Source organism: Ruegeria sp. ANG10, from assembly GCF_040705255.1.
GTDB lineage: Bacteria > Pseudomonadota > Alphaproteobacteria > Rhodobacterales > Rhodobacteraceae > Ruegeria.
On record NZ_JBFCVU010000003.1, the window covers coordinates 470,971 to 496,066 of the forward strand.

General features: G+C 57.3%; 24 protein-coding genes. 11 read left to right on the forward strand and 13 right to left on the reverse strand.

Annotated features, from left to right (window positions below; all coding sequences use genetic code 11):
- Nucleotides 1-149 precede the first annotated feature (149 nt).
- The 8 genes from AB1A64_RS09450 (at nucleotide 150) to AB1A64_RS09485 (ending at nucleotide 7,715) form a co-directional block, all read left to right on the forward strand.
- The gene (locus AB1A64_RS09450) at nucleotides 150-1,889 is read left to right on the forward strand and encodes an ABC transporter substrate-binding protein (RefSeq protein WP_366551172.1); all 1,740 of its coding nucleotides are present in this window, start codon (nucleotides 150-152) and stop codon (nucleotides 1,887-1,889) included.
- 84 nt (nucleotides 1,890-1,973) lie between these two features.
- The gene (locus tag AB1A64_RS09455; RefSeq protein ID WP_366551173.1) at nucleotides 1,974-3,023 is read left to right on the forward strand and encodes an ABC transporter ATP-binding protein; all 1,050 of its coding nucleotides are present in this window, start codon (nucleotides 1,974-1,976) and stop codon (nucleotides 3,021-3,023) included.
- 1 nt (nucleotide 3,024) lies between these two features.
- Complete coding sequence (locus AB1A64_RS09460; protein ID WP_366551174.1) at nucleotides 3,025-4,098, forward strand: ABC transporter ATP-binding protein; 1,074 nt, start codon at nucleotides 3,025-3,027, stop codon at nucleotides 4,096-4,098.
- Nucleotides 4,098-4,961: a sugar ABC transporter permease gene (locus AB1A64_RS09465; RefSeq protein ID WP_170348228.1), complete on the forward strand. Its 864-nt coding sequence runs from the start codon at nucleotides 4,098-4,100 to the stop codon at nucleotides 4,959-4,961. Before AB1A64_RS09460 ends, AB1A64_RS09465 begins: the two co-directional genes overlap by 1 nt.
- A complete protein-coding gene (locus tag AB1A64_RS09470) occupies nucleotides 4,958-5,755 on the forward strand; it encodes a carbohydrate ABC transporter permease (RefSeq protein WP_366551175.1) in 798 nt (265 codons plus the stop codon). Before AB1A64_RS09465 ends, AB1A64_RS09470 begins: the two co-directional genes overlap by 4 nt.
- A gap of 8 nt (nucleotides 5,756-5,763) precedes the next feature.
- On the forward strand, nucleotides 5,764-6,168 hold the full coding sequence (locus AB1A64_RS09475) for a DUF2160 domain-containing protein (RefSeq protein ID WP_366551176.1): 405 nt from the start codon (nucleotides 5,764-5,766) through the stop codon (nucleotides 6,166-6,168).
- Between the two features lie 67 nt (nucleotides 6,169-6,235).
- Complete coding sequence (locus AB1A64_RS09480; RefSeq protein ID WP_170348226.1) at nucleotides 6,236-6,631, forward strand: BlaI/MecI/CopY family transcriptional regulator; 396 nt, start codon at nucleotides 6,236-6,238, stop codon at nucleotides 6,629-6,631.
- Nucleotides 6,618-7,715, forward strand: coding sequence for a M56 family metallopeptidase (locus AB1A64_RS09485; RefSeq protein WP_366551177.1), 1,098 nt, complete (start codon nucleotides 6,618-6,620; stop codon nucleotides 7,713-7,715). The genes AB1A64_RS09480 and AB1A64_RS09485 overlap by 14 nt, the downstream gene beginning before the upstream one ends.
- Before the next feature lie 4 nt (nucleotides 7,716-7,719).
- On the opposite strand, the gene AB1A64_RS09490 is transcribed toward AB1A64_RS09485, so the two are convergent.
- Nucleotides 7,720-9,123 carry an MATE family efflux transporter gene (locus AB1A64_RS09490; protein WP_366551178.1) on the reverse strand — a complete coding sequence of 468 codons (1,404 nt, stop codon included), beginning with the start codon at nucleotides 9,121-9,123 and terminating at the stop codon, nucleotides 7,720-7,722.
- A 311-nt stretch (nucleotides 9,124-9,434) separates the two neighbouring features.
- Here AB1A64_RS09490 and AB1A64_RS09495 point away from each other — a divergent pair, with 311 nt between their 5' ends.
- Nucleotides 9,435-9,899, forward strand: a complete 465-nt coding sequence (locus tag AB1A64_RS09495) for a putative molybdenum carrier protein (protein WP_366551179.1) — start codon at nucleotides 9,435-9,437, stop codon at nucleotides 9,897-9,899.
- A 29-nt stretch (nucleotides 9,900-9,928) separates the two neighbouring features.
- On the opposite strand, the gene AB1A64_RS09500 is transcribed toward AB1A64_RS09495, so the two are convergent.
- Genes AB1A64_RS09500 through AB1A64_RS09510 form a run of 3 tightly spaced genes read right to left on the reverse strand, consistent with a single transcriptional unit; the run spans nucleotide 9,929 to nucleotide 12,953 of the window.
- Nucleotides 9,929-11,464: a trimethylamine methyltransferase family protein gene (locus AB1A64_RS09500; RefSeq protein WP_366551180.1), complete on the reverse strand. Its 1,536-nt coding sequence runs from the start codon at nucleotides 11,462-11,464 to the stop codon at nucleotides 9,929-9,931.
- Nucleotides 11,461-12,813 carry an MmgE/PrpD family protein gene (locus AB1A64_RS09505; RefSeq protein WP_366551181.1) on the reverse strand — a complete coding sequence of 451 codons (1,353 nt, stop codon included), beginning with the start codon at nucleotides 12,811-12,813 and terminating at the stop codon, nucleotides 11,461-11,463. The genes AB1A64_RS09500 and AB1A64_RS09505 overlap by 4 nt, the downstream gene beginning before the upstream one ends.
- Nucleotides 12,810-12,953 (reverse strand): hypothetical protein, encoded by a 144-nt coding sequence (locus AB1A64_RS09510; RefSeq protein ID WP_366551182.1) that lies wholly within the window; start codon nucleotides 12,951-12,953, stop codon nucleotides 12,810-12,812. The genes AB1A64_RS09505 and AB1A64_RS09510 overlap by 4 nt, the downstream gene beginning before the upstream one ends.
- 108 nt (nucleotides 12,954-13,061) lie before the next feature.
- Between AB1A64_RS09510 and AB1A64_RS09515 the strand changes: the two genes are divergently transcribed.
- Nucleotides 13,062-13,940: a LysR substrate-binding domain-containing protein gene (locus tag AB1A64_RS09515; protein WP_366551183.1), complete on the forward strand. Its 879-nt coding sequence runs from the start codon at nucleotides 13,062-13,064 to the stop codon at nucleotides 13,938-13,940.
- Between the two features lie 13 nt (nucleotides 13,941-13,953).
- On the opposite strand, the gene AB1A64_RS09520 is transcribed toward AB1A64_RS09515, so the two are convergent.
- The 6 genes from AB1A64_RS09520 to AB1A64_RS09545 form a co-directional block, all read right to left on the reverse strand.
- A complete protein-coding gene (locus tag AB1A64_RS09520) occupies nucleotides 13,954-14,970 on the reverse strand; it encodes a D-cysteine desulfhydrase family protein (protein ID WP_366551184.1) in 1,017 nt (338 codons plus the stop codon).
- 10 nt (nucleotides 14,971-14,980) lie between these two features.
- Nucleotides 14,981-15,715: a TSUP family transporter gene (locus AB1A64_RS09525; protein WP_366551185.1), complete on the reverse strand. Its 735-nt coding sequence runs from the start codon at nucleotides 15,713-15,715 to the stop codon at nucleotides 14,981-14,983.
- 110 nt (nucleotides 15,716-15,825) lie between these two features.
- On the reverse strand, nucleotides 15,826-16,566 hold the full coding sequence (locus AB1A64_RS09530; RefSeq protein ID WP_366551186.1) for an aspartate/glutamate racemase family protein: 741 nt from the start codon (nucleotides 16,564-16,566) through the stop codon (nucleotides 15,826-15,828).
- A 37-nt stretch (nucleotides 16,567-16,603) separates the two neighbouring features.
- Nucleotides 16,604-17,842 (reverse strand): FAD-dependent oxidoreductase, encoded by a 1,239-nt coding sequence (locus AB1A64_RS09535; RefSeq protein ID WP_366551187.1) that lies wholly within the window; start codon nucleotides 17,840-17,842, stop codon nucleotides 16,604-16,606.
- A 4-nt stretch (nucleotides 17,843-17,846) separates the two neighbouring features.
- Nucleotides 17,847-20,060, reverse strand: a complete 2,214-nt coding sequence (locus tag AB1A64_RS09540; protein WP_366551188.1) for a TRAP transporter fused permease subunit — start codon at nucleotides 20,058-20,060, stop codon at nucleotides 17,847-17,849.
- Between the two features lie 81 nt (nucleotides 20,061-20,141).
- The gene (locus AB1A64_RS09545; protein WP_170348216.1) at nucleotides 20,142-21,149 is read right to left on the reverse strand and encodes a TAXI family TRAP transporter solute-binding subunit; all 1,008 of its coding nucleotides are present in this window, start codon (nucleotides 21,147-21,149) and stop codon (nucleotides 20,142-20,144) included.
- A 127-nt stretch (nucleotides 21,150-21,276) separates the two neighbouring features.
- Here AB1A64_RS09545 and AB1A64_RS09550 point away from each other — a divergent pair, with 127 nt between their 5' ends.
- Nucleotides 21,277-22,245 (forward strand): LysR family transcriptional regulator, encoded by a 969-nt coding sequence (locus AB1A64_RS09550; RefSeq protein ID WP_366551189.1) that lies wholly within the window; start codon nucleotides 21,277-21,279, stop codon nucleotides 22,243-22,245.
- 110 nt (nucleotides 22,246-22,355) lie between these two features.
- Here AB1A64_RS09550 and AB1A64_RS09555 read toward each other — a convergent pair whose 3' ends face one another.
- The 3 genes from AB1A64_RS09555 to AB1A64_RS09565 are packed head-to-tail and all read right to left on the reverse strand — an operon-like array spanning nucleotide 22,356 to nucleotide 25,092.
- Nucleotides 22,356-23,111 (reverse strand): ABC transporter ATP-binding protein, encoded by a 756-nt coding sequence (locus AB1A64_RS09555; RefSeq protein ID WP_366551190.1) that lies wholly within the window; start codon nucleotides 23,109-23,111, stop codon nucleotides 22,356-22,358.
- Nucleotides 23,112-23,120: 9 nt separating this feature from the next.
- Complete coding sequence (locus tag AB1A64_RS09560; RefSeq protein WP_366551191.1) at nucleotides 23,121-23,876, reverse strand: ABC transporter ATP-binding protein; 756 nt, start codon at nucleotides 23,874-23,876, stop codon at nucleotides 23,121-23,123.
- A gap of 10 nt (nucleotides 23,877-23,886) precedes the next feature.
- A complete protein-coding gene (locus AB1A64_RS09565; protein ID WP_366551192.1) occupies nucleotides 23,887-25,092 on the reverse strand; it encodes a branched-chain amino acid ABC transporter permease in 1,206 nt (401 codons plus the stop codon).
- Nucleotides 25,093-25,096 lie beyond the last annotated feature (4 nt).

Sequence of the window (25,096 nt, forward strand, 5' to 3'; positions counted from 1 at the left end):
AAAAATTGGCAACCGAGGATAACTTCACCCATCGAAACCAGCGGAATTTTCATTTACTAAAAATTTAGTTTGACAGCTGCGCAGAAAATCGCTGATGCTGTCCGTCATCCGGTTAGCGCCGGACAACCATAATTTTTGGGAGGAGACAGATGCGGAGACATCTACTTTCCGCAGTGGCGGCGGCTGCCGTCATTGCGGGGCACGGTCCTGTTTGGGCCGACGAAGCCGCAGCACAACGTTGGATCGACGACGAATTCCAGCCATCGACCTTGTCGAAAGACGAACAGATGTCGGAAATGCAGTGGTTCATCGAAGCTGCACAGCCTTACTCTGGCATGGAAATCAACGTCCTGTCCGAAGGCATCCCGACACACTCTTACGAATCCGAGGTCCTGACCAAGGCGTTCGAGGAAATCACCGGCATCAAGGTCAACCACCAAATCCTTGGTGAAGGCGAAGTGGTTCAGGCAGTTCAGACACAGCTGCAAACCGGTCGGAACCTGTATGACGGCTATGTCAACGACAGCGACCTGATCGGCACCCACTCGCGCCTGCAACTGGCCTACCCGCTGACTGACATGATGGCTGGCGACTGGGCGGCGACAACCTCGCCGACGCTTGATCTGGATGACTTCATGGGCATTCAGTTCACCACCGGTCCGGATGGTAAGCTGTATCAGCTGCCGGACCAACAGTTTGCAAACCTATACTGGTTCCGCAAGGACTGGTTCGACGACGAAGCCAACAAAGCCGCGTTCAAAGAAAAGTACGGCTATGACCTGGGCGTTCCGGTCAACTGGTCGGCATACGAAGACATCGCCGAATTCTTCACTGAGGATGTGAAAGAGGTCGACGGTGTAGCGATCTATGGCCACATGGATTACGGCAAGCGCGCGCCTGACCTTGGCTGGCGTATGACCGACGCCTGGCTGTCGATGGCCGGTGCCGGTGACGTCGGCGAGCCGAACGGTGTTCCGGTCGACGAATGGGGCATCCGCATGGAAGCGGGCACCTGTAACCCTGTCGGTGCTTCGGTGTCGCGCGGTGGTGCTGCAAACGGTCCGGCTGCGGTTTATGCGATCCGCAAATGGGACGAATGGCTTCGCAACTATGCGCCTCCGGGTGCGGCGTCTTATGACTTCTACCAGTCGCTACCGGCGCTCAGCCAGGGCAACGTCGCCCAGCAGATCTTTTGGTATACCGCCTTTACCGCCGACATGGTGAAGCCGAAGTCCGAAGGCAACAACACAGTGGATGACGAAGGCACGCCGCTGTGGCGGATGGCGCCCAGCCCGCACGGTCCCTATTGGGAAGAAGGCCAGAAAGTTGGCTATCAGGACGTGGGGTCTTGGACTTTCCTGAAATCGACCCCGGCGGATCGCGCTCAGGCGGCCTGGCTCTATGCCCAGTTCGTGACGTCCAAGACTGTCGATGTGAAGAAGTCCCACGTGGGTCTGACCTTCATTCGCGACAGCTCGGTCAACCACGAGTCGTTCACCGAACGCGCACCCAAGCTGGGTGGTCTGGTCGAGTTCTATCGCTCGCCTGACCGTGTGGCATGGTCGCCCACCGGCATCAACGTGCCGGACTATCCGAAGCTGGCCCAGATCTGGTGGCAGCAAATCGGTGACGTGAACTCGGGCGCGTTCACCCCGCAAGAGGCGATGGACCGTCTGGCTGAAGAGATGGACATCACCATGGCCCGCATGCAGGCCGCGGACGAAAGCGCCGGTGTCTACGGTGGTTGTGGTCCACGCTTGAACGACCCGCAGGATCCTGCCTTCTGGCTGGAAAAAGAGGGCTCGCCAAAGGCCAAGCTTGAGAACGAAAAGCCGCAAGGTCAGACCGTCAACTATGACGAACTGGTTCAGCGCTGGCAGGCTCAGTGAACCATTGAAACCTTGGGGGTGCCGGTTCAGGCATCCCCACCCTAAAGACCAGTGCGATGCACTGAAGAACCGGAACTCACGGACATGATCGAATTACAAGATGCCACCAAACGGGTTGGCAACGTCATCCATATCAAACCCACCAACCTGACGCTGCAAACGGGCCATTTCAACGTGCTGTTGGGCGCGACGGGCTCGGGCAAGACCTCTCTGATAAAGATGATGGCCGGGCTGGACCCGATCGCCTCGGGCAAGGTTCTGATGGATGGGCAGGATGTGACACGGCTGAACACGCAAAAGCGGCAGATCAGCTTGGTACACCAGTTCTTCGTGAACTACCCACATATGAGTGTTTTCGACAACATCGCCTCTCCCCTGCGCGTGGCTGGTATGGCGCAATCCGAGATCGAGGGCCGCGTGGAAGAGGCCGCCGACCTGTTGCAGCTGCGCCCGATGCTGCACCGTCGCCCGCATGAGCTGTCGGGCGGGCAGCAACAACGGACCGCGCTGGCCCGCGCCATCGCAAAGGAAAGCCGCGCCGTGTTTCTGGATGAACCGCTGGCGAACCTTGACTACAAGCTGCGTGAAGAACTGCGTGAGCAGCTGCCCGATCTGTTCGCAGGTCGCGGTGCCGTCGTGGTCTATGCCACCTCGGAACCCGAAGAGGCCCTGCTGTTGGGTGGCTACACCGCCCTGATGGAAGATGGCCACGTTACGCAGTTCGGCCCAACCGCTGATATCTATCGCAATCCTGAAAACATCGCCGCTGCGCGCGTGTTCTCGGACCCGCCAATCAACGTAGCCCGCATTTCGGTATCCGGCGCTCAGGCGCAACTGGCGGGCGGGGGCGGCTGGACCGTTACGGATATGGCCGACGGAGAATATATGGTCGCTGTGCGTCCGCATCGCGTGACCCCGGTCCGCACCTCGGACGCAGATGTGGAACTGACCGGTCGTGTGATTGTCACTGAACTGTCCGGTTCCGATTCCAGCGCGCATTTCCAACATGGGGATGAGGCGTGGGTCTCGCTGGCTGCTGGTGTGCATCCCTATCAGGTCGGTGAGGATCACAGCTTTTACATGAACCCGGCGCATTGCCGGTATTTCGGCCAAGACGGCAAAAGGGTGGCCTGACATGGCACAGATCAAGCTTTCAAACCTACGACACAGCTATATGCCAACGCCAAAAGGCCCGGAAGATTACGCGCTGAAGGAAATCGATGTGACCTGGCGCGATGGTGGGGCCTATGCGCTGCTCGGCCCTTCGGGCTGCGGCAAGTCCACTCTGCTGAACATCATCTCGGGTCTGTTGACCCCGTCCGAGGGGCAGATTCTGTTCGACGACCGTGATGTGACCGCCCTGCCCCCGGATCAACGCAACATTGCGCAGGTTTTCCAGTTCCCGGTGATCTACGACACGATGACTGTGGGTGAAAACCTTGCCTTTCCCCTGAAAAACCGGGGCGTCGATGCCGCAACGATCAAACGCCGGGTCGATGAGATTGCTGAAATGCTGGACGTCACGGATATGCTGGACACCCGTGCATCGGGCCTGAGCCCGGACAACAAGCAGAAAATCTCGATGGGTCGCGGTCTTGTGCGCGATGACGTAAACGCGGTCATGTTCGATGAACCGCTGACAGTGATCGACCCGCATCTGAAATGGAAGCTTCGGTCCAAGCTGAAAGAACTGCACCAACGCGTGCAGGCCACGATGATCTACGTGACTCATGACCAGACCGAGGCGCTGACCTTCGCGGACGAAGTCGTGGTGATGCAGGAAGGCGAAGTGGTTCAGATCGGCACTCCTGTCGAACTGTTCGAACGCCCCCAGCACACATTTGTTGGTCACTTCATCGGGTCGCCTGGCATGAATGTCTTGCCCTGTGAGGCGAAAGGCGACCGCGCCCTGTTCGAAGGCCACGAGGTGATGCTGGAAGGTCCCACCCATGGTGACGGAGGCCGTACAGACCTGGGCATCCGCCCTGAGTATGTGGGCTTTGGGGACACTGGCATCCCGGCGCATGTGACCAAAGTGGCTGATATCGGTCGCCACTTTGTGGTCAGCGCGATGGTCGGCAATACGCCCCTCAAGGCTGTGACGGAACACAACGCACCCAATCCGGGATCGCACGTGTTCCTGCAATTCAAACCTGAACAATCCCGCGTCTATCGCGACGGCTGGATCGCAACCGAGGAGCGGGTGTAATGAGAACCGAAAACCAAAAGGCATGGTTCTTTGTCTTGCCCGTTCTAGCGCTGGTCGCGTTCAACGCGCTGGTGCCGATGATGACCGTGGTCAACTACTCGGTGCAGGAAACCTTCGGCAACAACCAGTTCTTCTGGGAAGGTCTTGGTTGGTTTGAACAAATCCTGCGATCCGACCGGTTTCAAGCCGCGCTGGGGCGACAGTTCCTCTTCACCTTCTTGATCCTGATCATCGAGGTCCCGCTGGGCATCATCGTGGCCCTGTCGATGCCGCGCAAAGGGTTCTGGGTGCCGGTTTGTCTGGTGCTTATGGCGCTACCGATGCTGATCCCGTGGAATGTGGTCGGCTCGATGTGGAATATCTTCACCCTGCCCCAGATCGGCCTGCTGGGTTATTTTCTGAATGACGTTCTGGGCATTAATTATGACATGACCCAACAGCCAATCTCGGCTTGGATCACTGTCGTCGTCATGGATGTCTGGCACTGGACATCGCTGGTTGTCTTGCTGTGCTATGCGGGGCTCGTATCGATCCCCGATGCGTACTACCAAGCCGCCAAGATCGACGGTGCCACCCCGTGGTCGGTGTTCCGCTATATCCAGTTGCCCAAGATGAAAACGGTTCTGACCATCGCAGTCTTGTTGCGGTTCATGGACAGTTTCAACATCTACACCGAGCCATTCGTTCTGACCGGCGGCGGCCCCGGCAACTCGACCACACTGCTTTCGATCGACCTTGTGAAGATCGCGCTGGGGCAGTTCGACCTCGGCCCTGCGGCCGCAATGAGCCTGATCTATTTCGCCATCACGCTGCTTGTGTCGTGGCTGTTCTACACTCTGATGACAAAGGATGACGCAGAATGAAAAAGCGTTCCATCATCCCGATCCTATACATCGCGTTCCTGATGCTGCCGATCTATTGGCTGGTGGCGATGTCCTTCAAAACCACGAATGAGATCTTGTCGGGCTTTTCCCTGTTTCCCCAGACCTTTACGCTGGAAAATTACATCACCATCTTCACTGATCCGACGTGGTATTGGGGATACATCAACTCGATCACCTATGTGACTCTGAACACAGTGCTTTCTGTCTGCGTGGCTCTGCCTGCGGCCTATGCGTTCTCGCGCTATCGGTTCTTAGGTGACAAACAGCTGTTCTTTTGGCTGCTGACCAACCGTATGGCCCCTGCGGCGGTGTTCGCGCTGCCTTTCTTCCAGCTCTATTCCTCCATCGGCCTGTTCGACACCTACTTGGCCGTGGCGCTCGCGCATACGCTGTTCAACGTACCGCTGGCGGTATGGATCTTGGAAGGTTTCATGCGTGGCATCCCGAAGGAACTGGATGAGACGGCTTATGTCGACGGCTATTCCTTCCCACGTTTCTTCGTGACCATCTTCCTGCCCAACATCAAAGCGGGCGTGGGCGTCGCGGCGTTCTTTTGCTTCATGTTCTCATGGGTTGAGATGCTGCTGGCCAAAACCCTGACCGCGGTCGAGGCCAAACCCATCGCGGCCGTGATGACCCGCACCGCGTCCAGCGCGGGGTATGAGCTGGGCCTGCTGGCCGCTGCCGGAACGCTCACCATCATCCCCGGCGCCATCGTCATCTGGTTTGTCCGCAACTACATCGCGCGTGGTTTCGCGATGGGTCGTGTATGAGGTTCGAAATGCGAAAACTGCTACTCATCCTTCCCTTCCTGCCCTCGACGGCTTTTGCACAGGCTCAGGCCGGATGGGGCAATGTCGGCCAGCAAGAGGAAAAAGGCTTTTCATGGACCGCACCCCTGTGGCCCGATTTCTGGATGGCCTGGACCCCGGCCACATTAGCCCTATTCGTAGGCATCTTTTCGGCCATTGCCCTGATCGGCGTTCTCGAAGGTTTCAAGTACCGCGACGGCATCGAACGACGGGGTGTTTTGGGCCTGACTACCACGCTGGGCGACCGGCTGTTCATCACCCTGCTGGGATCAGCCTATATCTTTCTGGCCTGGCTTGGTCTGGTGGGTCAGCCGGTCTGGACACCACTTTTTCTGTCCATCGGCTGGGGCATCTTCGTCTTCTGGAAAGTTTAAGCTTTGCGAAACAGCGAAAGGATGCTTGTCTGTCAGGCATACTAAAAAAATGCGACACGAAAGACCGATGCGAAAGAAAAAAACAACAAACCTGCTGACCGAAGTAGAACTGGAGTTCATGAACGAGCTCTGGGCGCTGGGTCAGGGCTCGGTCCGTGACGTGCTTGATCGCCTGCCAGCCGAACGCAATCTGGCTTATACATCTGGCGCCACCATCCTGCGTATTCTCGATGAAAAAGGATTTGTCGAAAGCCGCAAGGATGGAAAGACGCTGATCTATACGCCGCTGCTGGAGAAAGACAGGTATCAGGCGCGGTCGCTGCAAAACCTGTCGCGGACCCTGTTTGACGACACGCCCGCCACACTGGTCGCGCGTCTGGTTGACGACGCAGGGCTCAGCGAAGCCGATCTGGAGGAAATTCGAGCACTGGTAGAGAGGAGACTGCAAAATGACAGCGGTTAAACCGGTTCTCGACGCGTACCTGGAATTGAATCTGGTCCTTGGACTGGCCGCGCTTGTGTGGCTGGTCGCGCGGGGCATTCTGTCCAGGACATCCTTCAGCCACGGATTTGTGGCGCAGCTGCGCGCGCTTAAGGCGTTATGCCTTTGTGTTGTACTCAGCCCTCTATTGGCGTTGGGTGTGTCCGTGTTGGCCACACACACCCCGGCCAAGGGTACTGTGGCCATCGGTGACATCGCTGTGGCGGCCTATCTGCGTGGTGACATTGCCATGCCAGCCACCCAGTTCGAAGCCTTGCTGAACACACGCCAGCGTTGGGTTGATGTGTTGTTCAGCGGTGATCACCCCGTTGTTTCGGTGATCCTTGCGCTGCTGGCGCTGGCGGCGCTGGTTTATACCTTGCGCGTTATCCGCGACGGGCTGTCGATCCGCGATACGGTGAATACCAGCTTTCTATGGCGACGCTCTGCCAAAGTGGATATCCGCTTGTCTGATCGCATCGCCGTGCCCTTTGCCGTTCGCGGCCTGCGCCGACGCCATGTGGTGCTGCCCAGCCATCTGCTGGATTCCCCACACGAAATGCGCTTTGCCCTTGCGCATGAGCTGCAACATATCCGCGCCGGTGACGTAGAGTGGGAACTGGGGTTCGAACTGCTGCGTCCCCTGCTGTTCTGGAACCCCGCCTATCTGGTCTTGAAATACCAGTTCGACCGCCTGCGTGAGCTGGCCTGTGATCAGTCCGTTGTTGCCCGCAAAGGCATCGACACGCAGGACTACACCAGCTGTCTTTTGGACTATTGCGCCCGAACCGTTATGCGCGGCAGCCCGCGTGTGCTGAACGTCGCTCTGGTCACGGGCGGTAAGGCCAAGCGGGTTTTGCGGCAACGCGTAATCGCCCTGGCCGATGCGCCGTCGGTTAACTCATCCATGCCGTTCATGTTCCTTGGCCTGACCATCTTTTTTGCACTGGTGCTGGGCCTCGGTGCCGCTTCGATCCAACAGACCGAGGATTGGAGCCACGATCGGCTGATGTTGTCGACTGTCGTCAACCTGGAACGGCTAGAGGCGCGCAATCAGGGCAACTGATTACCTACCAACCCCGCCGCCCAAACAGCGCTTGCAACCGCGTCTGCCCGGCAAACGGGTCCATCGGTTGCGGCGTAGCCAGCTTTGATACGACCCGGCGGACCAGAACCCAGCAGACCCCCGCAAAGATCACGCCGCCCAGGGCCTGCCCCAGCAGAACGCCGGGTGCCCCCGCGATATAGGCACCCGCTACAGCAAACGGCCATGTGCCCAAGGTATGCCGCCCCCAGTTCACCCAGGTCGAATACACAGGGTGACCCAGATTGTTGAAACTGGCATTCGCAACAAAAATCACACCGTTAAAGAACGATGCCAAGGCCAGCGGCCCACAAAACAGGTAAATCAGTGCGCGCGTTTCCCCCTGCGCCTGAAACAGATCGGCAATCGGCGCGCGCAACAAGTATAGGGTGGCGGCCATCAGGCAGACATAGACAGCGGTAAATTTCACTCCGGCCAGAAAACTCTGCTTTACGCGGTCGAACTGCCCCGCCCCGAAATTCTGCCCGACAATAGGTCCGATGGCCCCGGACAGAGCAAAAATGACCGAAAATGCCACCGGCAATAGCCGCCCGATCACAGCCATGCCAGCCACCGCATCCGTTCCGAACTGTGCAATCTCGCGAATGACGATGGCATTGCCGATGGGGGTGGCGATATTGGTCAGAACGGCAGGTACGGCAATTGCACTGACTGGACGATTATCCGCCCCAAGCTGCTGCAATGAGGGCCGGCCAAACCCGCGGTGTACCCGCACCGCCGGTCTGATCGTTGCAATTAGCATGCAAATACGCGCAATGACTGAGGCTATGGCTGCCCCATCCAGCCCCAACCCGACCGCAAAAATTAGGATCGGGTCCAGCACGGCGTTTGCCACCCCGCCATAAATCGTGGCCAACATCGAACGCCGGGCATCTCCGTAGGCGCGCAGAACCGCCATACCTGTCATCGCCACGGCCATCACCCACATGGTCGGCAAAATGATCGAGGTATAGCGGGCAGCCAACCGCAGCACCTCGCCTTCTGCGCCCAGAAGCGACAGAAAGAACGTCAGATTGAACAGGACGATTACAGACACAATTAACCCGACGACGGCACCCAGAACGGCCACACTGGTGCCGAATTGGCGCGCTTGTTCATTCCGCCCGGCGCCAAGTTCCCGCGCGACCAGGGCCCCTGCCGCAATCGACAGGCCAACATTGACCGAGTTGGTGAAAAACAAAAGCGTCCCGGCATAGCCAACAGCCGCGGCCAGCGCGTCGTTCCCCAACATCGAGATGAAAATCATGTCGACGAAATCAACGGCGAAAATCGCCATAAGACCAATGCTAGTGGTCAAGGACATACGGGTCACGTGCCCCATCAGGCTGCCCGTCAGAAAGACCGCTTTGCTGTCGGATTGTGTCGCCATGCCTTATTAGCCTCTTTGTATGCTCGGAATTCTCTGGTTCAGCTGGGGGAACTGCCCGCTTAGCCCCAGGTTCCTCTTGCACTACCTGATAGCCCGGCAGGAACTACAAGACAAATTCGGACCACTCTGACCGAACGGCATTTGCGTCCAAGGCGACAAACCGACCTTCAGGTGACAGTTTGACGATCCCATGAACCGCTCAAAATCCGTCTCGCGCAAGGGGTGAATACCTCTAGCCCCTTGAATTTCGCCGGTTTGCGGTACCCCGGCAACCTGACTAATCTAGACCACAACAAATAGGGGCATGGGTCATGAAAATCGTCTCGGGTGGACAGACCGGCGTGGATATGGCTGCTTTGGAGTTCGCACGCCAAAACGGTTTTGTTTACGGTGGCTGGGTCCCCAAAGGACGGACGAACGAGGATGGAAGGATTCCGGCCCAATTCGACGGCCTGACCGAAACGCAATCCGAAAACGTTGTGGAACGCACCCGCTGCAATGTCTTATCAAGCGATGCGACCTTGATTTTCGTGGATGGCTCAATCAGTCCCGGCACACAGCAAACTATTGTTTTCGCAGAAGAGGCTGGAAAGCTGCATCTAGTCGTCGACGTCAGAAAAGGAATTTCTGCCTGCTCTGAACATGTAAGTGAGTGGTTGCAGGCAAACCCGGTGTCGGTTCTGAACATCGCCGGCCCTCGCGCCTCGGAAGCACCACAAATCGGGGCGCAGGTCCGGGCGGTGCTGGATCGGATTTTGATTGAACTTAAGAAGTGAAATCCAAGGTTTAGTTTCGTCGCCCATTCTCATGGAAAATACCTGCCAATCTCGGGAAATCGCTGCGCGATGTCGGTTGCTGTTTTTGCCCCGAACACGGGCGTTGAATCACCGGCAAGAATTGCGTCGGTCTGGGCGCGTGCGGCATCGATCAGGCTGGGTGATCCCGCATCCGACCACGCCTGTGGCGTCGTCCGATCCGCAAGTGCGGGATAGTAATAGTCGCTTTGCATGCGACCCAGCGTTTGACCTGCGCCCAGAAAATGCCCCGGCCCGTTCAGGCACATGTCGCGGATCACATCGAAGGCAAGCGCATCCTCGGTAATCTCAAACCCGCGTGTCGCACGCATCACCGATCCAATCAGGTCGTTATCCAGGACAAAGCTTTCCTTGCTCGCCGCCAGAAGCGAGCCGTACATGCCAGCAGCTTCATAAATCAGATTGGCCCCCGCCAACGCGCTGAGCAGTTCGGTGATGCCCTTTTCATACCCCGCCTGAAAGTCTGGCAGCTTGCTGTCTGTCATCCCCGCGCTCACCGCACAGGGAACGCCATAATATTGCGCCATCTGCGCACAGGCCGCCATCAGCACGCCTTGCTCGGCACTACCACCTGACATCGCGCCGGTGCGTAGGTCGCTGACAAAGGGCAAGGCACCAAATAACGCCGGGTGCCCGGGACTCAGCAGGTTCAGATAAACAAGCCCAGCCAGAACCTCGGCCGTTTGCTGAGCGACAGCGCCAGCCAAAGGCGCGGGGCTTGTCGCGCCCGCCTGCCCCGCTGACACCAGCTTTAGCGGTGTCCCGGTCTCGGCTGCGCATTCAATAATGCCCAGAGCTTCGGCCGCAAAAGTTAGGGGCGGCACGACAAAACACGTGGAAACACAGCAGAACGGCCTTGCCCGCCAGGTCTCCTCGCCGCCCGCAATCATATGGAACATCTCTATCGCTGCTCGCATTGTTTCGGCAGAACTGAAGGACGTTCCGATTGGCTTGGCGGTACCCGCTGCGCAGGCGAAGGCTGTGTTCATCTCCATTGCATGCGTGTCCGGAATATCCCGGGCGACCACCGTGCGCTGAAACATGTGAATGTTGGGCAGCGCTTCGGCCAACCGCGCCATGTCATGCAGGTCCTTTAGCGAGCTATCGCGCACCTTACCTGTCGCGCTGTCAACAATATGAACCGCCGCGCCTGAGGTACCAAGGTGGATGCGTGTACCGCTTGGATCAACGTCGTATTCCGGCCGTTGACCGTACAATGTGAAACCCCGGCCAACGGTTCTTAACACTTGCTCCACCAACTTGGACGGAAACAAAAGCCGACCAGCATCCGAAACCACCCCCCCGGCAGCAACGACGGTGTCGACACACCGAGGGGTCGCGTTGGCCATGCCAATCTCGGCCAGAATACGAAGTGCAGTTTTGTGGATGGCCGCAATTCCGTCAGATGAGATCGGGCGATATCGCCCGCCTTCAATACCCGGCCAGATCGCGGTGGTTGGACCTGTTCCCGCCCCACCCACTCGCTGAGATCTGCGGGCGGCCCGTCCTGACCTTACGCGGCTCATGCGTATTCTCCATGACGGCAAAACAGCGAGGACACGGCCGGTAGCTCGGGCCAGATCCGCAACTTTTCAACCCAGCTGTCGGGCACCGACCCAGCATTGGCCGCAAACTTCTCCCAAAGCTGCGATTGTGACATCGGCGACTGCGGCGCACCTGTGGGGAAGCTGCAGCTTTCCTCGATGATCTGCCCATCTTCGAACGTTACCACAAGCCGGTCCGGGTCCTTGGACGAATAGTTTTGACCGGGCTGATCGGGCGCAAAAGCATGCATGCGCGACTTGCCAATCAGGCGTTCAATCATCGGTTCATTCCACGCCTTCCGCGTGAGATCGGCAAGCGTCAAATTACCATTCACCAACCCCATAGCCGCCACAAATGGCAGGCTGAACAGCGCCTCTGGGATGGACTTAGGTTGCCCGAATGGCAGAACGGCGGCGTGAAAATCGGGCACATAAAGGTCAATCGCGGTGATCTTCGTCGGATCAATCCGGCCACAAAGGCGACGTGCGCAGGTCATGATCCGATGGGTATATCCGCAGCTTGGCCAGGGTTTTAGAACCAGCCCATATTCGGCCAGAGCGTAGCCTTTTCCCAGCTTGCCCAGCGCCGCCTGCAACCGATCAGGCACAAGCCCGCCCATCAAAGCCGCCTGCCCCCGCTGATGATCCAACACATGTGCCTGACCGGTAACACCCGCGCGGGCCAAACAGGCGGCCTCGACCCCTGCACGCGCAGCGAGCCCTGCCTGAACCGGTTTGGCATTAGAGCCGAACTGACAGGTATATCCACCGATCGCACTGATTGAGAGGGACATCGCATGGGTCGTTTCCGATGCGTCCAGCCCCATCAATCGCGCGCAAGCAGCCGCCGCCGCCGGAGCCCCCAAAGTCGCGGTAGAATGCCACCCCGCGTCGTAATGTTCGAAATTCAGCGCCTCACCCAGACGTGCGATGACTTCGAACCCCGCTAGATAGGCTTGCGCCAGATCACGACCCGTTGCCTTGGACCCCATGACGGCAAGCATCGCGGGAAACAAGACAACGGTCGGGTGCGTGTTGCCGGGCAGTTCCCAATCGTCAAAGTCCAGCGCGTGTCCCGCAACTGCATTCAGAAACGCGGCATGCGGGCGCGAGGTTGTCATTTTGGTACCCAGCACCTCGGTTCTGCCGTCCACTGACATAGCTTGCACCGCTGCACGAGTTTTACAGGCCACCTCGGCTTCTACACCTGCCAGAATGCAGCCCAGCGTATCGATCACCCCATCGCGCAGCACGGCCAGGGTATCCGGGTCGGGTACAAGCGGATCGTCGGTCACAAAGCGGGCCAACCGGCAAAGGGCGGGTCGAGTCATGGCACACTTTTGTTGAACAGGAAAACGCTGGTAGTTTTCAAAAATACAAATTCTTCATCCAGCATCTGGCGCAGCAAATCCAACGCCTCGCCCCGTAACCGTGCTTGCGGATCGTAATGAACTGCTATCCGCCCTTTCATGACCCACCTCCTTCTGGGAATGCTGCCTTTCTACAACGATGCTAATTCCGCTTGTTTTTTCTAGGAAGATCGAAAAACCTTATACTCGGCATTCCATTGGGGAATGATATGGCCACGCCAAACTGGAAATTGCTGACCGCTTTTGAGGCAGCCGCACGGCACCGTAGCTTTACGCGTGCCGCGCAAGAACTGAATGTTCAACAACCGGCAATCAGCCGCCGCGTTGCCGCGCTTGAAACGGAACTTGGCGTCAGCCTTTTGAAACGGACACGTCCCAATGTTTCATTAACACGCGAAGGCGAGGTCCTGTTCCGTGCGGTCGCCGGCAGCATTCTACAGGTCAGCAGCGCGGCAGAACAGATTTGCTGTCCTCCGGACAAAGATGTTGTCACCGTCAACACCACCATCGGCTTCGCCAGTTGTTACTTGATGAAGCGCCTGCCCGCCTTTCGTACCGCGCATCCCGAAATCTCGGTCGAGTTGATTTCTCGGGACCAAAACAACGCCTATGGACCTGACGCCGATATCATCATTGCGTTTGACCATCCAGACAGGTTGCCGGGGGTCAGGCACCGCCTGATCTTTCAGGAAACCATGATTGCAGTGGCGCATCCAAAAGTCGCGAACACCATCCCTGACACCCCGGCGGCCCTGGCGCAAAGTCCGCTTCTCCACCTTACAATGGGCAATCACACAGACGACTGGAATACGTTCTTCGCGGGCACTGGCCTCAAACCGCCCCCGCCAGTGTCCGAGCGGAAATTCACCAGTTTCATGGTCTACCTACAGGCTGCTTTGAATGGGGACGGTGTGATCCTTGGATGGCAAACACTGTTGCAGGACCATTTCGACCATGGACAATTGGCGACCGTGACGACGCGGCGCCTAAGTACCAAACGCGGATATTTCGTATGCCTGACAGAGCGCGCGCAAAGCAATGCGGCTGCTTTGAAAATTATGGATTGGCTTGCAGACGCCACCCCCTAGGCAGTAGGCCGGCCTACTGTAGGCTGCCCAATAACTCGCTTTGGTAACCAAACAGCGCAGGCAACCCTCCGGTATGCAACATGACAACCTTCTGTCCTTGTTGGATTTTCCCTGTCTCAACCAAATGCAACAATCCCGCAAAGGTCTTTGCGGTATAAACGGGATCAAGGAATATTCCTTCGGTCCGGGCCATCCTATGCAATGCGGCTTGTGTCTTGGTGCTCAACTTGCCGTACCCCGGGGGCAACGCCTCGTCCAGAACCTCGATCCTGTCTTTCAGAGGGTCCGCTTCGATGCCCAGCAAATCTGCCAGCTTTTGCAGGACAGTTTCCATGCGCGCGTGCTGTTGGGTTTTGTCGCGACGCACGCAGACACCAAATACCGGCGCGGACACCTCTGACAGCGCGACGCCGGTCAGCAAGCCACTATGTGTCGCCCCACTGCCCGACGGCACGACAACCGCATCAAAATCACGCATCTGCTGGCACAGTTCGTGACCCGCTGCGACATAGCCCAAAGCACCCAAGGGCGGGTGATGCAAACCCAGATGAATAACGTAAGGCTTACGCCCCTGCGCCTTTAACTCATCCGCACGCGCATGCAGGGCTGCATCAGCCCCGGCTTCGTCCTCGCCCAGAGGATAGCTCATATGTTCTGCCCCCAGGATTTTGGCCAACAGAACATTCCCCGAGGTGTAATAGTCGGGCCCCATATCCGGCACACGCTCTTCCAGTTGCAGGACCGACAGCATGCCCAACCGTGCGGCTGCCGCGGCGGCGGAACGCACATAGTTGGATTGGACCGCACCTGTGATCAGGACAGTATCAGCGCCTTGCTGTAACGCGTCACCGAAATAGAATTCGAGCTGCCGTGTCTTGTTTCCCCCAAATCCAAGCCCTGTCAGGTCATCGCGTTTCAGCCACAGATCAATGCCCAGTTCGTCGGACATCCTGTTGAGACGTTCCAGCGGCGTTGGGCCGGACATGAGCTGAGCGCGTGGGAATTGGGCCAGTATATCAGTGCGTGTCATCATTTGCCCCTCAGAGATAGGCCATCGCATAGGCACGTTGAAAGAGAACACAGCAGGCAATCAGCGAAACCAGGCGAATTGCTGCCGTGATAAGTGGTTGCGGCAGGTAAGGGCCGATGGCCCGGCCAATCAGGCTGCCGACCAAAGTGACCAAAGCGAACGCCCACAACTGCGGTCCGAACGGGATTGCCTGTGCGGATGACAGGCTGTGCAGCAAAAACGCAACACCATAGGCGACCAGAGCAATGGGTTGGACCAGCTTCGCGACTTCCTTGGCTGGGTGACCTTTCGCTATCAGGCCGAATACCATCAGGGGTCCGGGCGTCGCTGCCCAAACGGTTGCAAGCCCGGATAGCCCTGACACGGCTGAGAAACCCGCCGTACCAATGGCGCGGTGAAACGGGAAAAGGGTTGTAATCAACCCGATCAATAGCAGACTGGCCGTCAGGGACAGAACGAACACCTCGCTTAGAAACGGGTAGACTGCCAAGCCAGCGACCACACCGACAAGGCACCCGGCAATGCCGATGAGGATAGTCTTTCGTTCGATCGCAAGGATGCGCCGGTCAGTGGCGATCACGGACACTATAGTATTCAAAAGCAACAGAACGGGCACGGCTGTCGATGTACCCAACATGATCATCATCGGCGGGCCCGCAATGATGCTGAACCCGATTCCTACCCCGACCTGAAGTACTGCGCCTAAGCAGATGGCGACCATCAGGATGGATAGCTCGACGGTCACTTCAAACCCCCTTGGTCATTGTCACCCCTTGCAAGGATTGGCATATCCGCAATTGCAGACCGGGGTCCATGCCTTTCCGATACAGCATGCAACGCCCGGCCCGCAGATTTTTACGTCCAGGGCATGATCCCGGAATACGCGCTACGCGTGGCAACGGAATGCGCCATCTGAGCCAATGTCGTCAGATCGAATACTGGCAGGCTAAGCTCTTGCTGAATCTGTGCGGCGTATGGGGGCAGATCTGTGCATTCCAGAACGATGGATCGGATATCTGGCGATTGCCGCTTGAGGTTGCGAACCGCGTCCATCAGCTCGGCCTCGATCAGATCGGTGTCCATGCGGGTTCTTGTATTCCGCAGGATCACCTCGGCGAATTCGCTGGTGTGCTCCAACCCTTGTACTGCGACGGGAATACCTGCCGCGCCGACACCTTCGAAATGCCGCTCGGTCAGGGCCGACGCATCAGCAGTCACCACGCCCACCGGCGCGCTGGCCCCAGTCATGTGATAGGCCAAAGGCACCTGGATCAGGCTGGATGCAAAAACAGGAACGGACACCGCCGCTGCCAGTTCCTTTTGAAACAGGGCCAGAAAACCACAGCTGCCAGTGATGGCCCGCACGCCTTCGGCCTCAAGCCGCTGCGCGCCTTTGATGAATGGATCCAGCAATTCGGGTGTGGGGTTGCTCAGCAAGGTCGGGACAGTAACGCCGTCGATCATTTCATAAAGAACCGGAAACGGCAGGCTGGACGGGTTCTTGATATGCCCCGGAGGTTTGGGAAAATAGCTCTCAAGACAAAGAACGCCTATTGAGGCCCCGCAGATATTCTGACCGCCTTCGTAAATCGGCATGGTATTCAAATCCTTTCAAGGTGAGTGTGCCGCAGGTTTAAAACCGGTTCAGTGAAAATGGCGCCAGATCGACGTTCGGCTTTCGGCCCGACACAAGATCGGCAACCAGTTCGCCGGTTTTAGGGGCCATCATCAGGCCATAATGGGAATGCCCGAACGCCGTATAAAGCCCGGCCTGCCCGTCAAGTTGCCCAATCGCGGGAAGGCTGTCAGGAAAGGAAGGCCGCCGACCCATCCAGAACTGTGCCTGGCTGGTATCAAGATCCGGCACCATCGCCTTGGCCTGGTCTGTCAGGATCTTTTCCTTGCCCGGATCGGCGGGCGCGTCGATGCTGGCAAACTCGGCCGTCCCGGCAACCCTAAGCCCATCCAACATCGAGCTTGCAACCACCTTTGCATCCACATCCATGACCGAATTGTTCAGGCTGGCAGCAGGGTTCTGAAACTGAACATGGTATCCCCGCTCGGCGACAAGCGGGACGGTTAGACCCAGCGGTTTCAAAAATTCAGCAGACCATACGCCAGCCGCCAGAATGATGTTGCGCGCGTGCAGCGTTTCTTGCGGTGTGGACAGATGCCATCCGCCACCTTGGGTAAAGGTCAGCCCCGTGACCTCGGTTTTTACGATCTCGGCCCCCTGCTGGCGCGCTTTTTCCGCCAGAACCGCACCAACGCGCCCGGGCGAGGTTACGCGGGCTTGCCCCTTGATCAGTACGGCCGCTTTGAACTCGGGCGTCAGCGCGGGTTCAAGACGCCGCAGTTCGTGCCCGTCAACACGCTCAAGATCACCACCCTTTTCCTGACGGATAAGATAGTCGAGACCTTCCAAATCAGCCTGCTCGGGGCGACGGAACGCATGGACATAATAGCTGTCGGTAATCAGATCTTCGTGCCCAGTGCCGTCCAGATGCCGACGGTACAGGTCAATTGATGGACGGCACAAAAGGTCCATCGCATCCGACACTTCGCGAACGGTCTTTTCACCGGAATTGCCCAGAAAACGTAAACCCCAGGGGATCATCTTTGGCCAGAAATTAGGCCGCACCGAAAGCGCGCTTTTCGGGTCCAGAAGCATCTGGGGAAGTTTCTTCCAGATCCCAGGCATCGCCTGAGGGATAATCGACCAGGGCGACACCACACCCGCATTCCCGAACGATGTTTCCTGACCCGGCTCGCCCCTATCGACAAGCCGGACCGGAATGCCACGCTCTTGCAGCGACAAGGCGCAGCAGATGCCGACGATGCCGGCACCGATGATGGTGACTTGTTCTGTCATTTCATCAAGCCGCCGAGTGACTGCGATTGCGGGCGATCAACTGCGTGATGATAACTGGCGAAGCCACGGCCAGCGCAACCAGATCGGCAGTCAGGGTCGGCGCCACGAAAATGACCCCGGCGACTGCCATCAGTATACGCGACACCATATTCAACGGGCTCAGCCAGTATCCCACGACGGCTGCAGACAGGGCGATGACACCGGCGATACAGCTTGATGCGGTATAGGTGAACTCCCACAGGTCAAACCCGGTCGAAGACACAAACAAAAGAACTGGCGCGTAGACAAAAGCCATCGGTGCAATCACCTTGCCCAACCCGAGCGTAAAGGCAGACAGCCCGGTGCGGAACGGGTTCGAATTCGCAATTGCCGCCGCCGCATAGGCCGAGGTACAGACCGGGGGCGTGATTTCCGAGACCACCCCGTAATACAGTACAAACAGGTGGCTTGCGATTGGTGGCACGCCAAGCTGCGCCAGCGCAGGCTGAGCAACAGACACCAGCATGATGTACAGCGCCGTGGTCGGAATGCCCGCCCCCATCAGGATGCAGACGATGGCGATAAAGACCAGCGAGATGAACAGTTGCAGGTCTTCCATGGCAAACAGTTGGAAGCTGCCGAACGAGATCATGTTGTACAGATCCGATGCCAGATTGCCTGCGCCCTGCGTCACCATAAACCCAATGCGGAACCCAATACCGGTGGTGTTGATCACCCCGACCACGATGCCCACTGCTGCAGCAGCGGCACCCACGGCCAGCGAATATTTCACGCCCAGCTCGACCGCTTGCAGCATCTCGGGCACTTCGATCCGTTTTTGCGGATTGAGCGTTGCGACAACCGAAAGGCCGCACAGAATGGCCGTCATGGTCAGATCAAATCCGCCATCCGAGAACTTCCAAAGGACAAAGGCCAGGAAGGCGGCTGCGTAGATCAAAGTAGGAGGTTGCTTGATCCGCGACATGCCCGCAATCACTGCCAGCGAAATACCGCAGAAGGCCGACATGAACGGCGTGTAACCGGTGAAAAGAACCACCAGCAGACCGATCAGAGGCACAATGTTCGCCCACCCTTCGGCCCAAACGGCCTTGAGTTGCGGCAGTTGCTCTTTGGTTAACCCCTTCAGGTCCAGCTTGCGCGCCATCAGATGCACAACGGCAAAGACGCCGACATAGTGCAGAATGGCCGGGAAGATCGCCGCAATCACGATGGTCGTGTACGGAACCTCAAGGAACTCGGCCATGATAAAGGCAGCAGCGCCCATGATTGGCGGTGTGATCTGCCCACCCGCCGAAGATGCGGCCTCGACCCCCCCTGCAAAATGGCCGGGGTATCCAAGGCGCTTCATGTTGGGAATTGTCAGCGCGCCGGTTGAAACGGTGTTGGCCACCGAAGAACCCGAGATCGTGCCGAAGAAGGCCGAGGATACCACCGACACTTTTGCCGGACCGCCAGTATAGCGGCCCGCCAAAATCGTGGCGTTGTCGATGAAAAGTTGTCCCAGACCTGTGCGCTGTGCGATCACGCCGAACAGGACAAAGTGGAACACGATGGTCGAGACGACCCACAGGGTGACACCATAGATGCCTTCCTGCGGGAAATACATCGACGACACGAAGGTTTTAAAGTTCACACCGGGATGCTGCAACAATCCGGGGAAATACGGCCCCAGCAGCGCGTATGAGATGAATACGCAGATAATCAGCGGCAGAACCCAACCCAGCGTGCGGCGCGCGATGTCCAGCACCAGCAGAATGATGACGACACCCAGGAACACGTCATACCCGTTCGGGTTACCCATTCGGAACGTCTGCTCCTCGATCCCCAGAAAGGGAATGCCACGCCAGGCGAAACCGACGTAAAGCGCCGCGATGATGCCAAGCGCCATGAAGACCAGATCATAAAGGGGGATGTTACCGATGCGGAACCGGCTGACCTTGAGCGCATACAGGTTTTTCGACCCGATAACCGGAATGGTCGCGTAGACCAGAATAAACAGCAGGGCCAGATAGATGCCCATGTGCCAATGGTCGGCTGGCAGGCCGAAACCGGCAGTAAAGAATTCGTAAAACGCAAAGATCAGGGCAACAACGCGCAGGACCTTACCGGTGGTTGGTGTGACCTGCCGAACAGCGGCACCTTCATCGAACTGTTCTTCGATAGCCGCAAGTTCCTCGGCCGTCAGTTCGTGGTCATCAAGTTTCTGGGTCTCGGTCATGATGGCCCCCTGATTTCGCATAATTCAAGTGTGCGGTGCCCCGATAAGGGGCACCGGACGATAAGTTACGGTGAGATTTGATTACTGAAGAAGCCCAGCTTCTTTATAGAACTTCTCGGCACCCGGATGCAGCGGAACGCCCAGCGCTTCGACGCCGTCCAGCGCAGTATCAGGCGTGATCTGCTTGCCTTTGGCATGGCCATTGTCCAGCAGTTTTCGTGTGTTGTCGTTCCACATCGCCTTGGTCAGTTGATAGACCAGATCATCCGACAGGTCCGAAGACACAACCAGCATCGCGCTGACCGCGGGGGTCTTGGTTTCGCCATCGATACCTTCATAAACGCCACCCGGAATGGCCGAGGGGATATAGGCCGGAATGATCTCGTTGATCTTAGCCAGATCTTCGTCGCTGAAGGAATGCAGGTTCATACCCTTGGTCGAGGACAGCTGCACCATCGCGGCAACGGGCCAGCCCGCAGCGTAGAAATAGGCGTCCAGTTGACCGTCCGCCAGGCGCTCGGCGCTTTGGCTGTTGTTCAACTCGGCTTCATCCATGTTGTCACGGTTGACGCCCCAGGCGTCCAGCATCTGCAGCACGGCAACCTGCGTGCCCGATCCCGCCTGCGCGATACCGACGCGCTTGCCTTCCAGATCGCCCAGATCGTTGATCGTCGATCCGGCTGGCAACACCAGGTGCAGGTCTTCGGGGAACAGATTGGCGACAATGCGCAGTTTGGGGTGCGGCTTGCCTTCGAACTTGCCCTCACCCAGATACATCGAGCGAGTGACGTCCGCCGCCGCAAGGCCAGCTTCCAGCTCGCCGTTCTGAACGGCAGCGTTGTTGAACACCGATGCGGTGGTCGATTGTGCAATCGCGATCAGGCCTGGAACACCGCACTGGCCGCCTTCTTCACAGGGGCGCGAACCCGGAGGGGCCGAGATACCGTTTGCGATGGTACCGCCAATGGGGAAGTAGGTTCCGCCAGCGCCACCGGTGCCGATGCGGAAAAAGGTCGGGTCCTGCGCCAACGCCGGTGCGGCCAGCGCGCCAGCCAAAGCCAGTCCAGTCAAGCATTTCACTAGTTTCATTGTCATCTCCCAAGTTGGAACGTCGGATTCGGTTCGCCCGACTTCGATCCTGCAAGCGTAAAGGCAATTCTCATAAATACAAATTTGTTATATTTCACAAAACTAAATTTTAACTTATACATTAAGCATGAACCTCACCCAGCTCACTGTTTTTCGCGAGGTGATGGAGTCCGGCTCCATCTCTCAGACCGCCAAGAAATTGCATCGGACGCAGCCCGCGATCAGCCTTGCCCTCAAGAACCTCGAAAAATCTTTGGGCCTGACGTTGTTTGAACGTAAAGGACGTCGGCTGGTTCCGGTCCCCGAGGCGCATTACCTTCTGGCCGAGACCACAGGCATTCTGGATCGCCTGTCAACGATCTCAAACACAATGGAGGGTTTGATCAAAGGGCATTCCGGCAGCCTGAATATCGCAACGATGCCGGGCCCTTCGGCTTTTTTGTTCCCACGTTTCATCAGTCAATCAGTGGGTGAGAACCCGGACATTCAAATCACGTTGTCCTCGCGGAGTTCTCCGCAAATTATGGAACTTGCGGGAACGCAGAATATCGATTTCGGCTTTGCTGATTTCGAGCATTCAGCCGGACGAAAAGCACAATATTCGGTCGAACTGATCCAGGCAGACTGTTTCTGCGCGATAGATTGCGATCATCCACTTGCATCCCAGGACAGCATTACGATTTCCGATTTGGACGGAACGCCGATGGGCGGGCTATACGCAACCCACCCGTTTCAGCGCAAAGTCCGGCGGGAGTTTCAGGACATGTCAGCTAACTATAACCCGACCGTGACCTGTCAGTATTTCCTACCGCTTATTCCGTTTGTAAGTTCGGGCCAGTGCTGCACAATCGTTGATCCGCTGACCGTCGCAACGGAACGTGAGATGAACCTGTCCAACGGCAAGGTTGTGTTCGTACCTTTGGGCAATCCTCTCAGGTATGAATATGCGATCCTTGAACCCGCTCATCGCCCGCCGTCTCAGTTGGCCTTAAAGATCAAGGCTGGATGGAAAGCAGAAGTTTTGAAAATGCTCGAGGAAGTGAAGGCCAACCCCCACACAGAATGGGTTGGTGACGTGCGTGGCCAGCAGGTTTGACTGTCTTTGAAAAATCGGCAATGGTCTATCAGAAACCGCCCACATCAGCGGATTTCAAGCACCTGAAAAGCCTAATATCTTTAGGCTTTTCATGCGGTTAAACAGTAGACTTAAATCGCCAGATACTCTTCCCGAAGATTGGTGTCTTCCAGCACCTCGTTCGCGGCCCCGTCAAACACAATGCTCCCGGTATCCAGAATAATCGCCCGGTCCGCCAGTTCCAAAGCACGAACGGCGTTCTGTTCAACGATGATCGTGGTCATGCCTTGTTGCTTGACATGAATAAGCGTTTTTTCGATCTCGTCGACGATGACAGGCGCCAAGCCTTCGTATGGCTCATCCAAAAGCAGAACCTTGATGTCTCTGGCCAGCGCCCTGGCAATTGACAGCATCTGCTGTTCGCCGCCGGACAATGTAATTCCCTCTTGTTTGCGGCGCTCGCCCAAGCGCGGGAACAACTCGTATAACCTTTCCAGCGACCACCCTACCGGCGGCGCAATTTGTGCAAGCTGTAGGTTTTCCTCGACGGTTAGGCCCGGAATAATACGTCTATCTTCCGGGACAAGACCAAGACCCGCAGCAGCCGCTTCGTAGCTTGTCATATTGTGCAGCGGTTGATGATCCAGCCAGATTTCCCCATGCCTTACTTCCGGCTCTCCGACCCTTGCGATGGAACGGAGTGTCGAGGTTTTGCCAGCGCCGTTTCGCCCAAGAAGAGCTAGAATCTCGCCTTCGTGTACATTGAAGCTGACGCCCTGAACTATGTAACTTTCTCCGTAGTATGAATGCATATCCCACACCGAAAGAAACGCAGGTGCGGTGCTGGCCCTGTTCGCGTTTTTCGAAAAGTCAGGTTTCTCGTTCATAGCTTTTCCTTACGCTGCTTCGCCCAAATAGGCTTCTCGGACCTTTGGGTTGCCACGAATATTTTCAGGCGTGTCTTCAACCAGGGGGGTGCCCTGCGCCAAAACAGTGATGCGTTCGGCCAGGCTGAAGACCACGTGCATGTCATGCTCAATGATCGCGATAGTGATGTCGCGCTCGTCCTTGATCTGTTTCAGCAGATCAATGGTATTGTTGGTATCAGCCCGCGCCATGCCCGCCGTGGGTTCGTCCAACAGCAACAAGCGAGGGTTCTGACTGAGGCACATGCCGATCTCAAGCCGCCGCTTGTCACCACGGGACAGCGAAGCGGCGTGCATTTCACGTTTGTCGGCCATGTTCATTTCTTCCAGCATCGCCTCGGCCTGTTCCACAACCGCCTTTTCATTGGCGATGGTCTCATAGGCGTGCATCCGAAAAGCCCCATCCCGCATTGCGAAGATCGGGATCAACATGTTTTCCATCACCGTCAACTCGCCGAATATCTCGGGCGTCTGAAACACGCGGCTGATGCCCATCTGGTTGATTTGGAACGGCTCCAACCCCAAAACCGAATTGTTGTTGAACAAAACGGATCCGGTGTCCGGCAGCAACTTGCCCACCAAACAATTCAACAGCGTCGACTTACCTGCACCGTTGGGACCGATGATAGCGTGGACCGAATTCTCTTCGACGTTGAGATTTACGTCCGTTAGTGCCTTGAGGCCACCGAAGCGCTTGCTGACATCTTTGACTCGTAGAATTGCCATGGTTCGCCCCCTACTCGGCCGGTTCTGTTTTGCCCGACGTTGCATCGTCGGTATTAGATTTCTTGCGCTTGAAGCGGTTGAGCAATCGTTGGCCACCTTCGACAAGACCGCCCGGCAGATAGATGACGACCAGCATGAACAGGATGCCCAGCGTCAAATGCCAACCTTTACCGATGAACGGATGGATCACGAAGACAACCGCATCCTCCAGCCCATCAGGCAGGAATGCGAACCAGCTGTGCAGGACGTTATCGTTGATCTTCGAGAAGATGTTCTCAAAATATTTGATGAATCCAGCACCCAGAACCGGGCCGATCAGTGTTCCGGTGCCGCCAAGGATAGTCATCAGGACCACCTCTCCTGAAGCTGTCCATTGCATCCGTTCAGCACCAGCCAGCGGGTCCATCGCGGCCATCAGACCACCGGCCAGACCGGCATACATGCCCGAGATTACAAAGGCCGCCAGCGTGTAAGGCTTCGAGTTCAGGCCTGTGTAATTCATCCGCTGTTGGTTTGACTTCACCGCCCGCAACATCATGCCAAAGGGCGAGCGGAAGATGCGGATCGACAGGTAGAACACCACCATCAGGACAATCGCACACAGGTAATAGCCCGCGTTGAAATCAAAGCTCCACGCGCCCACGTCCATTGTGTAGGTCGCACGCATCGGCAGGCCGAACAGGTGCGGCAGGTCCGGCGCATTGGCGCCCTGCAGGATCTGCGGATCATCTGCATAGACTTGCAGGCCGGTTTCCCCGTTCGTCAGGTTAAATTTGGGGTTGGACAGCACCGAGTAAGCCAACGCAAAGCTCATCTGCGCGAAGGCCAGTGTCAGGATTGAAAAGTAAATCCCCGACCGGCGCAGGCTGATAAAGCCGATCAGCAGCGAAAACAACCCGGCGACGACCACACTAAGTGCAATGGCCGGAATGATGTTGTAGCTGAGTAGCTTGAACATCCAAACGGCGGAATAGGACCCCACCCCCAGAAAGGCCGCGTGACCGAAAGACAGGTATCCCGTCAAGCCGAACAGGATGTTGAAGCCGATGGCGAAGATGCCGAAGATCACGAACCGCTGCATCAGATCCGGATACCCAGCATTGAACTGCGCCATGGCGCTGCCTTCGGGGAATGGGTTAAGGATGAAGGGGGCCAGCAATGTCAGGATCGCAACGATGATCAGCAGGCCGGTGTCTTTTTTGTTTAGTCCCAGCATGGGC

Coding starts and splice junctions, on each gene's coding strand:
- AB1A64_RS09450 (WP_366551172.1), top strand. CDS start 150: ATGCGGAGACATCTACTTTCCGCAGTGGCGGCGGCTGCCGTCATTGCG.
- AB1A64_RS09455 (WP_366551173.1), top strand. CDS start 1,974: ATGATCGAATTACAAGATGCCACCAAACGGGTTGGCAACGTCATCCAT.
- AB1A64_RS09460 (WP_366551174.1), top strand. CDS start 3,025: ATGGCACAGATCAAGCTTTCAAACCTACGACACAGCTATATGCCAACG.
- AB1A64_RS09465 (WP_170348228.1), top strand. CDS start 4,098: ATGAGAACCGAAAACCAAAAGGCATGGTTCTTTGTCTTGCCCGTTCTA.
- AB1A64_RS09470 (WP_366551175.1), top strand. CDS start 4,958: ATGAAAAAGCGTTCCATCATCCCGATCCTATACATCGCGTTCCTGATG.
- AB1A64_RS09475 (WP_366551176.1), top strand. CDS start 5,764: ATGCGAAAACTGCTACTCATCCTTCCCTTCCTGCCCTCGACGGCTTTT.
- AB1A64_RS09480 (WP_170348226.1), top strand. CDS start 6,236: ATGCGAAAGAAAAAAACAACAAACCTGCTGACCGAAGTAGAACTGGAG.
- AB1A64_RS09485 (WP_366551177.1), top strand. CDS start 6,618: ATGACAGCGGTTAAACCGGTTCTCGACGCGTACCTGGAATTGAATCTG.
- AB1A64_RS09490 (WP_366551178.1), bottom strand. CDS start 9,123: ATGGCGACACAATCCGACAGCAAAGCGGTCTTTCTGACGGGCAGCCTG.
- AB1A64_RS09495 (WP_366551179.1), top strand. CDS start 9,435: ATGAAAATCGTCTCGGGTGGACAGACCGGCGTGGATATGGCTGCTTTG.
- AB1A64_RS09500 (WP_366551180.1), bottom strand. CDS start 11,464: ATGAGCCGCGTAAGGTCAGGACGGGCCGCCCGCAGATCTCAGCGAGTG.
- AB1A64_RS09505 (WP_366551181.1), bottom strand. CDS start 12,813: ATGACTCGACCCGCCCTTTGCCGGTTGGCCCGCTTTGTGACCGACGAT.
- AB1A64_RS09510 (WP_366551182.1), bottom strand. CDS start 12,953: ATGAAAGGGCGGATAGCAGTTCATTACGATCCGCAAGCACGGTTACGG.
- AB1A64_RS09515 (WP_366551183.1), top strand. CDS start 13,062: ATGGCCACGCCAAACTGGAAATTGCTGACCGCTTTTGAGGCAGCCGCA.
- AB1A64_RS09520 (WP_366551184.1), bottom strand. CDS start 14,970: ATGACACGCACTGATATACTGGCCCAATTCCCACGCGCTCAGCTCATG.
- AB1A64_RS09530 (WP_366551186.1), bottom strand. CDS start 16,566: ATGCCGATTTACGAAGGCGGTCAGAATATCTGCGGGGCCTCAATAGGC.
- AB1A64_RS09535 (WP_366551187.1), bottom strand. CDS start 17,842: ATGACAGAACAAGTCACCATCATCGGTGCCGGCATCGTCGGCATCTGC.
- AB1A64_RS09540 (WP_366551188.1), bottom strand. CDS start 20,060: ATGACCGAGACCCAGAAACTTGATGACCACGAACTGACGGCCGAGGAA.
- AB1A64_RS09545 (WP_170348216.1), bottom strand. CDS start 21,149: ATGAAACTAGTGAAATGCTTGACTGGACTGGCTTTGGCTGGCGCGCTG.
- AB1A64_RS09550 (WP_366551189.1), top strand. CDS start 21,277: ATGAACCTCACCCAGCTCACTGTTTTTCGCGAGGTGATGGAGTCCGGC.
- AB1A64_RS09555 (WP_366551190.1), bottom strand. CDS start 23,111: ATGAACGAGAAACCTGACTTTTCGAAAAACGCGAACAGGGCCAGCACC.
- AB1A64_RS09560 (WP_366551191.1), bottom strand. CDS start 23,876: ATGGCAATTCTACGAGTCAAAGATGTCAGCAAGCGCTTCGGTGGCCTC.
- AB1A64_RS09565 (WP_366551192.1), bottom strand. CDS start 25,092: ATGCTGGGACTAAACAAAAAAGACACCGGCCTGCTGATCATCGTTGCG.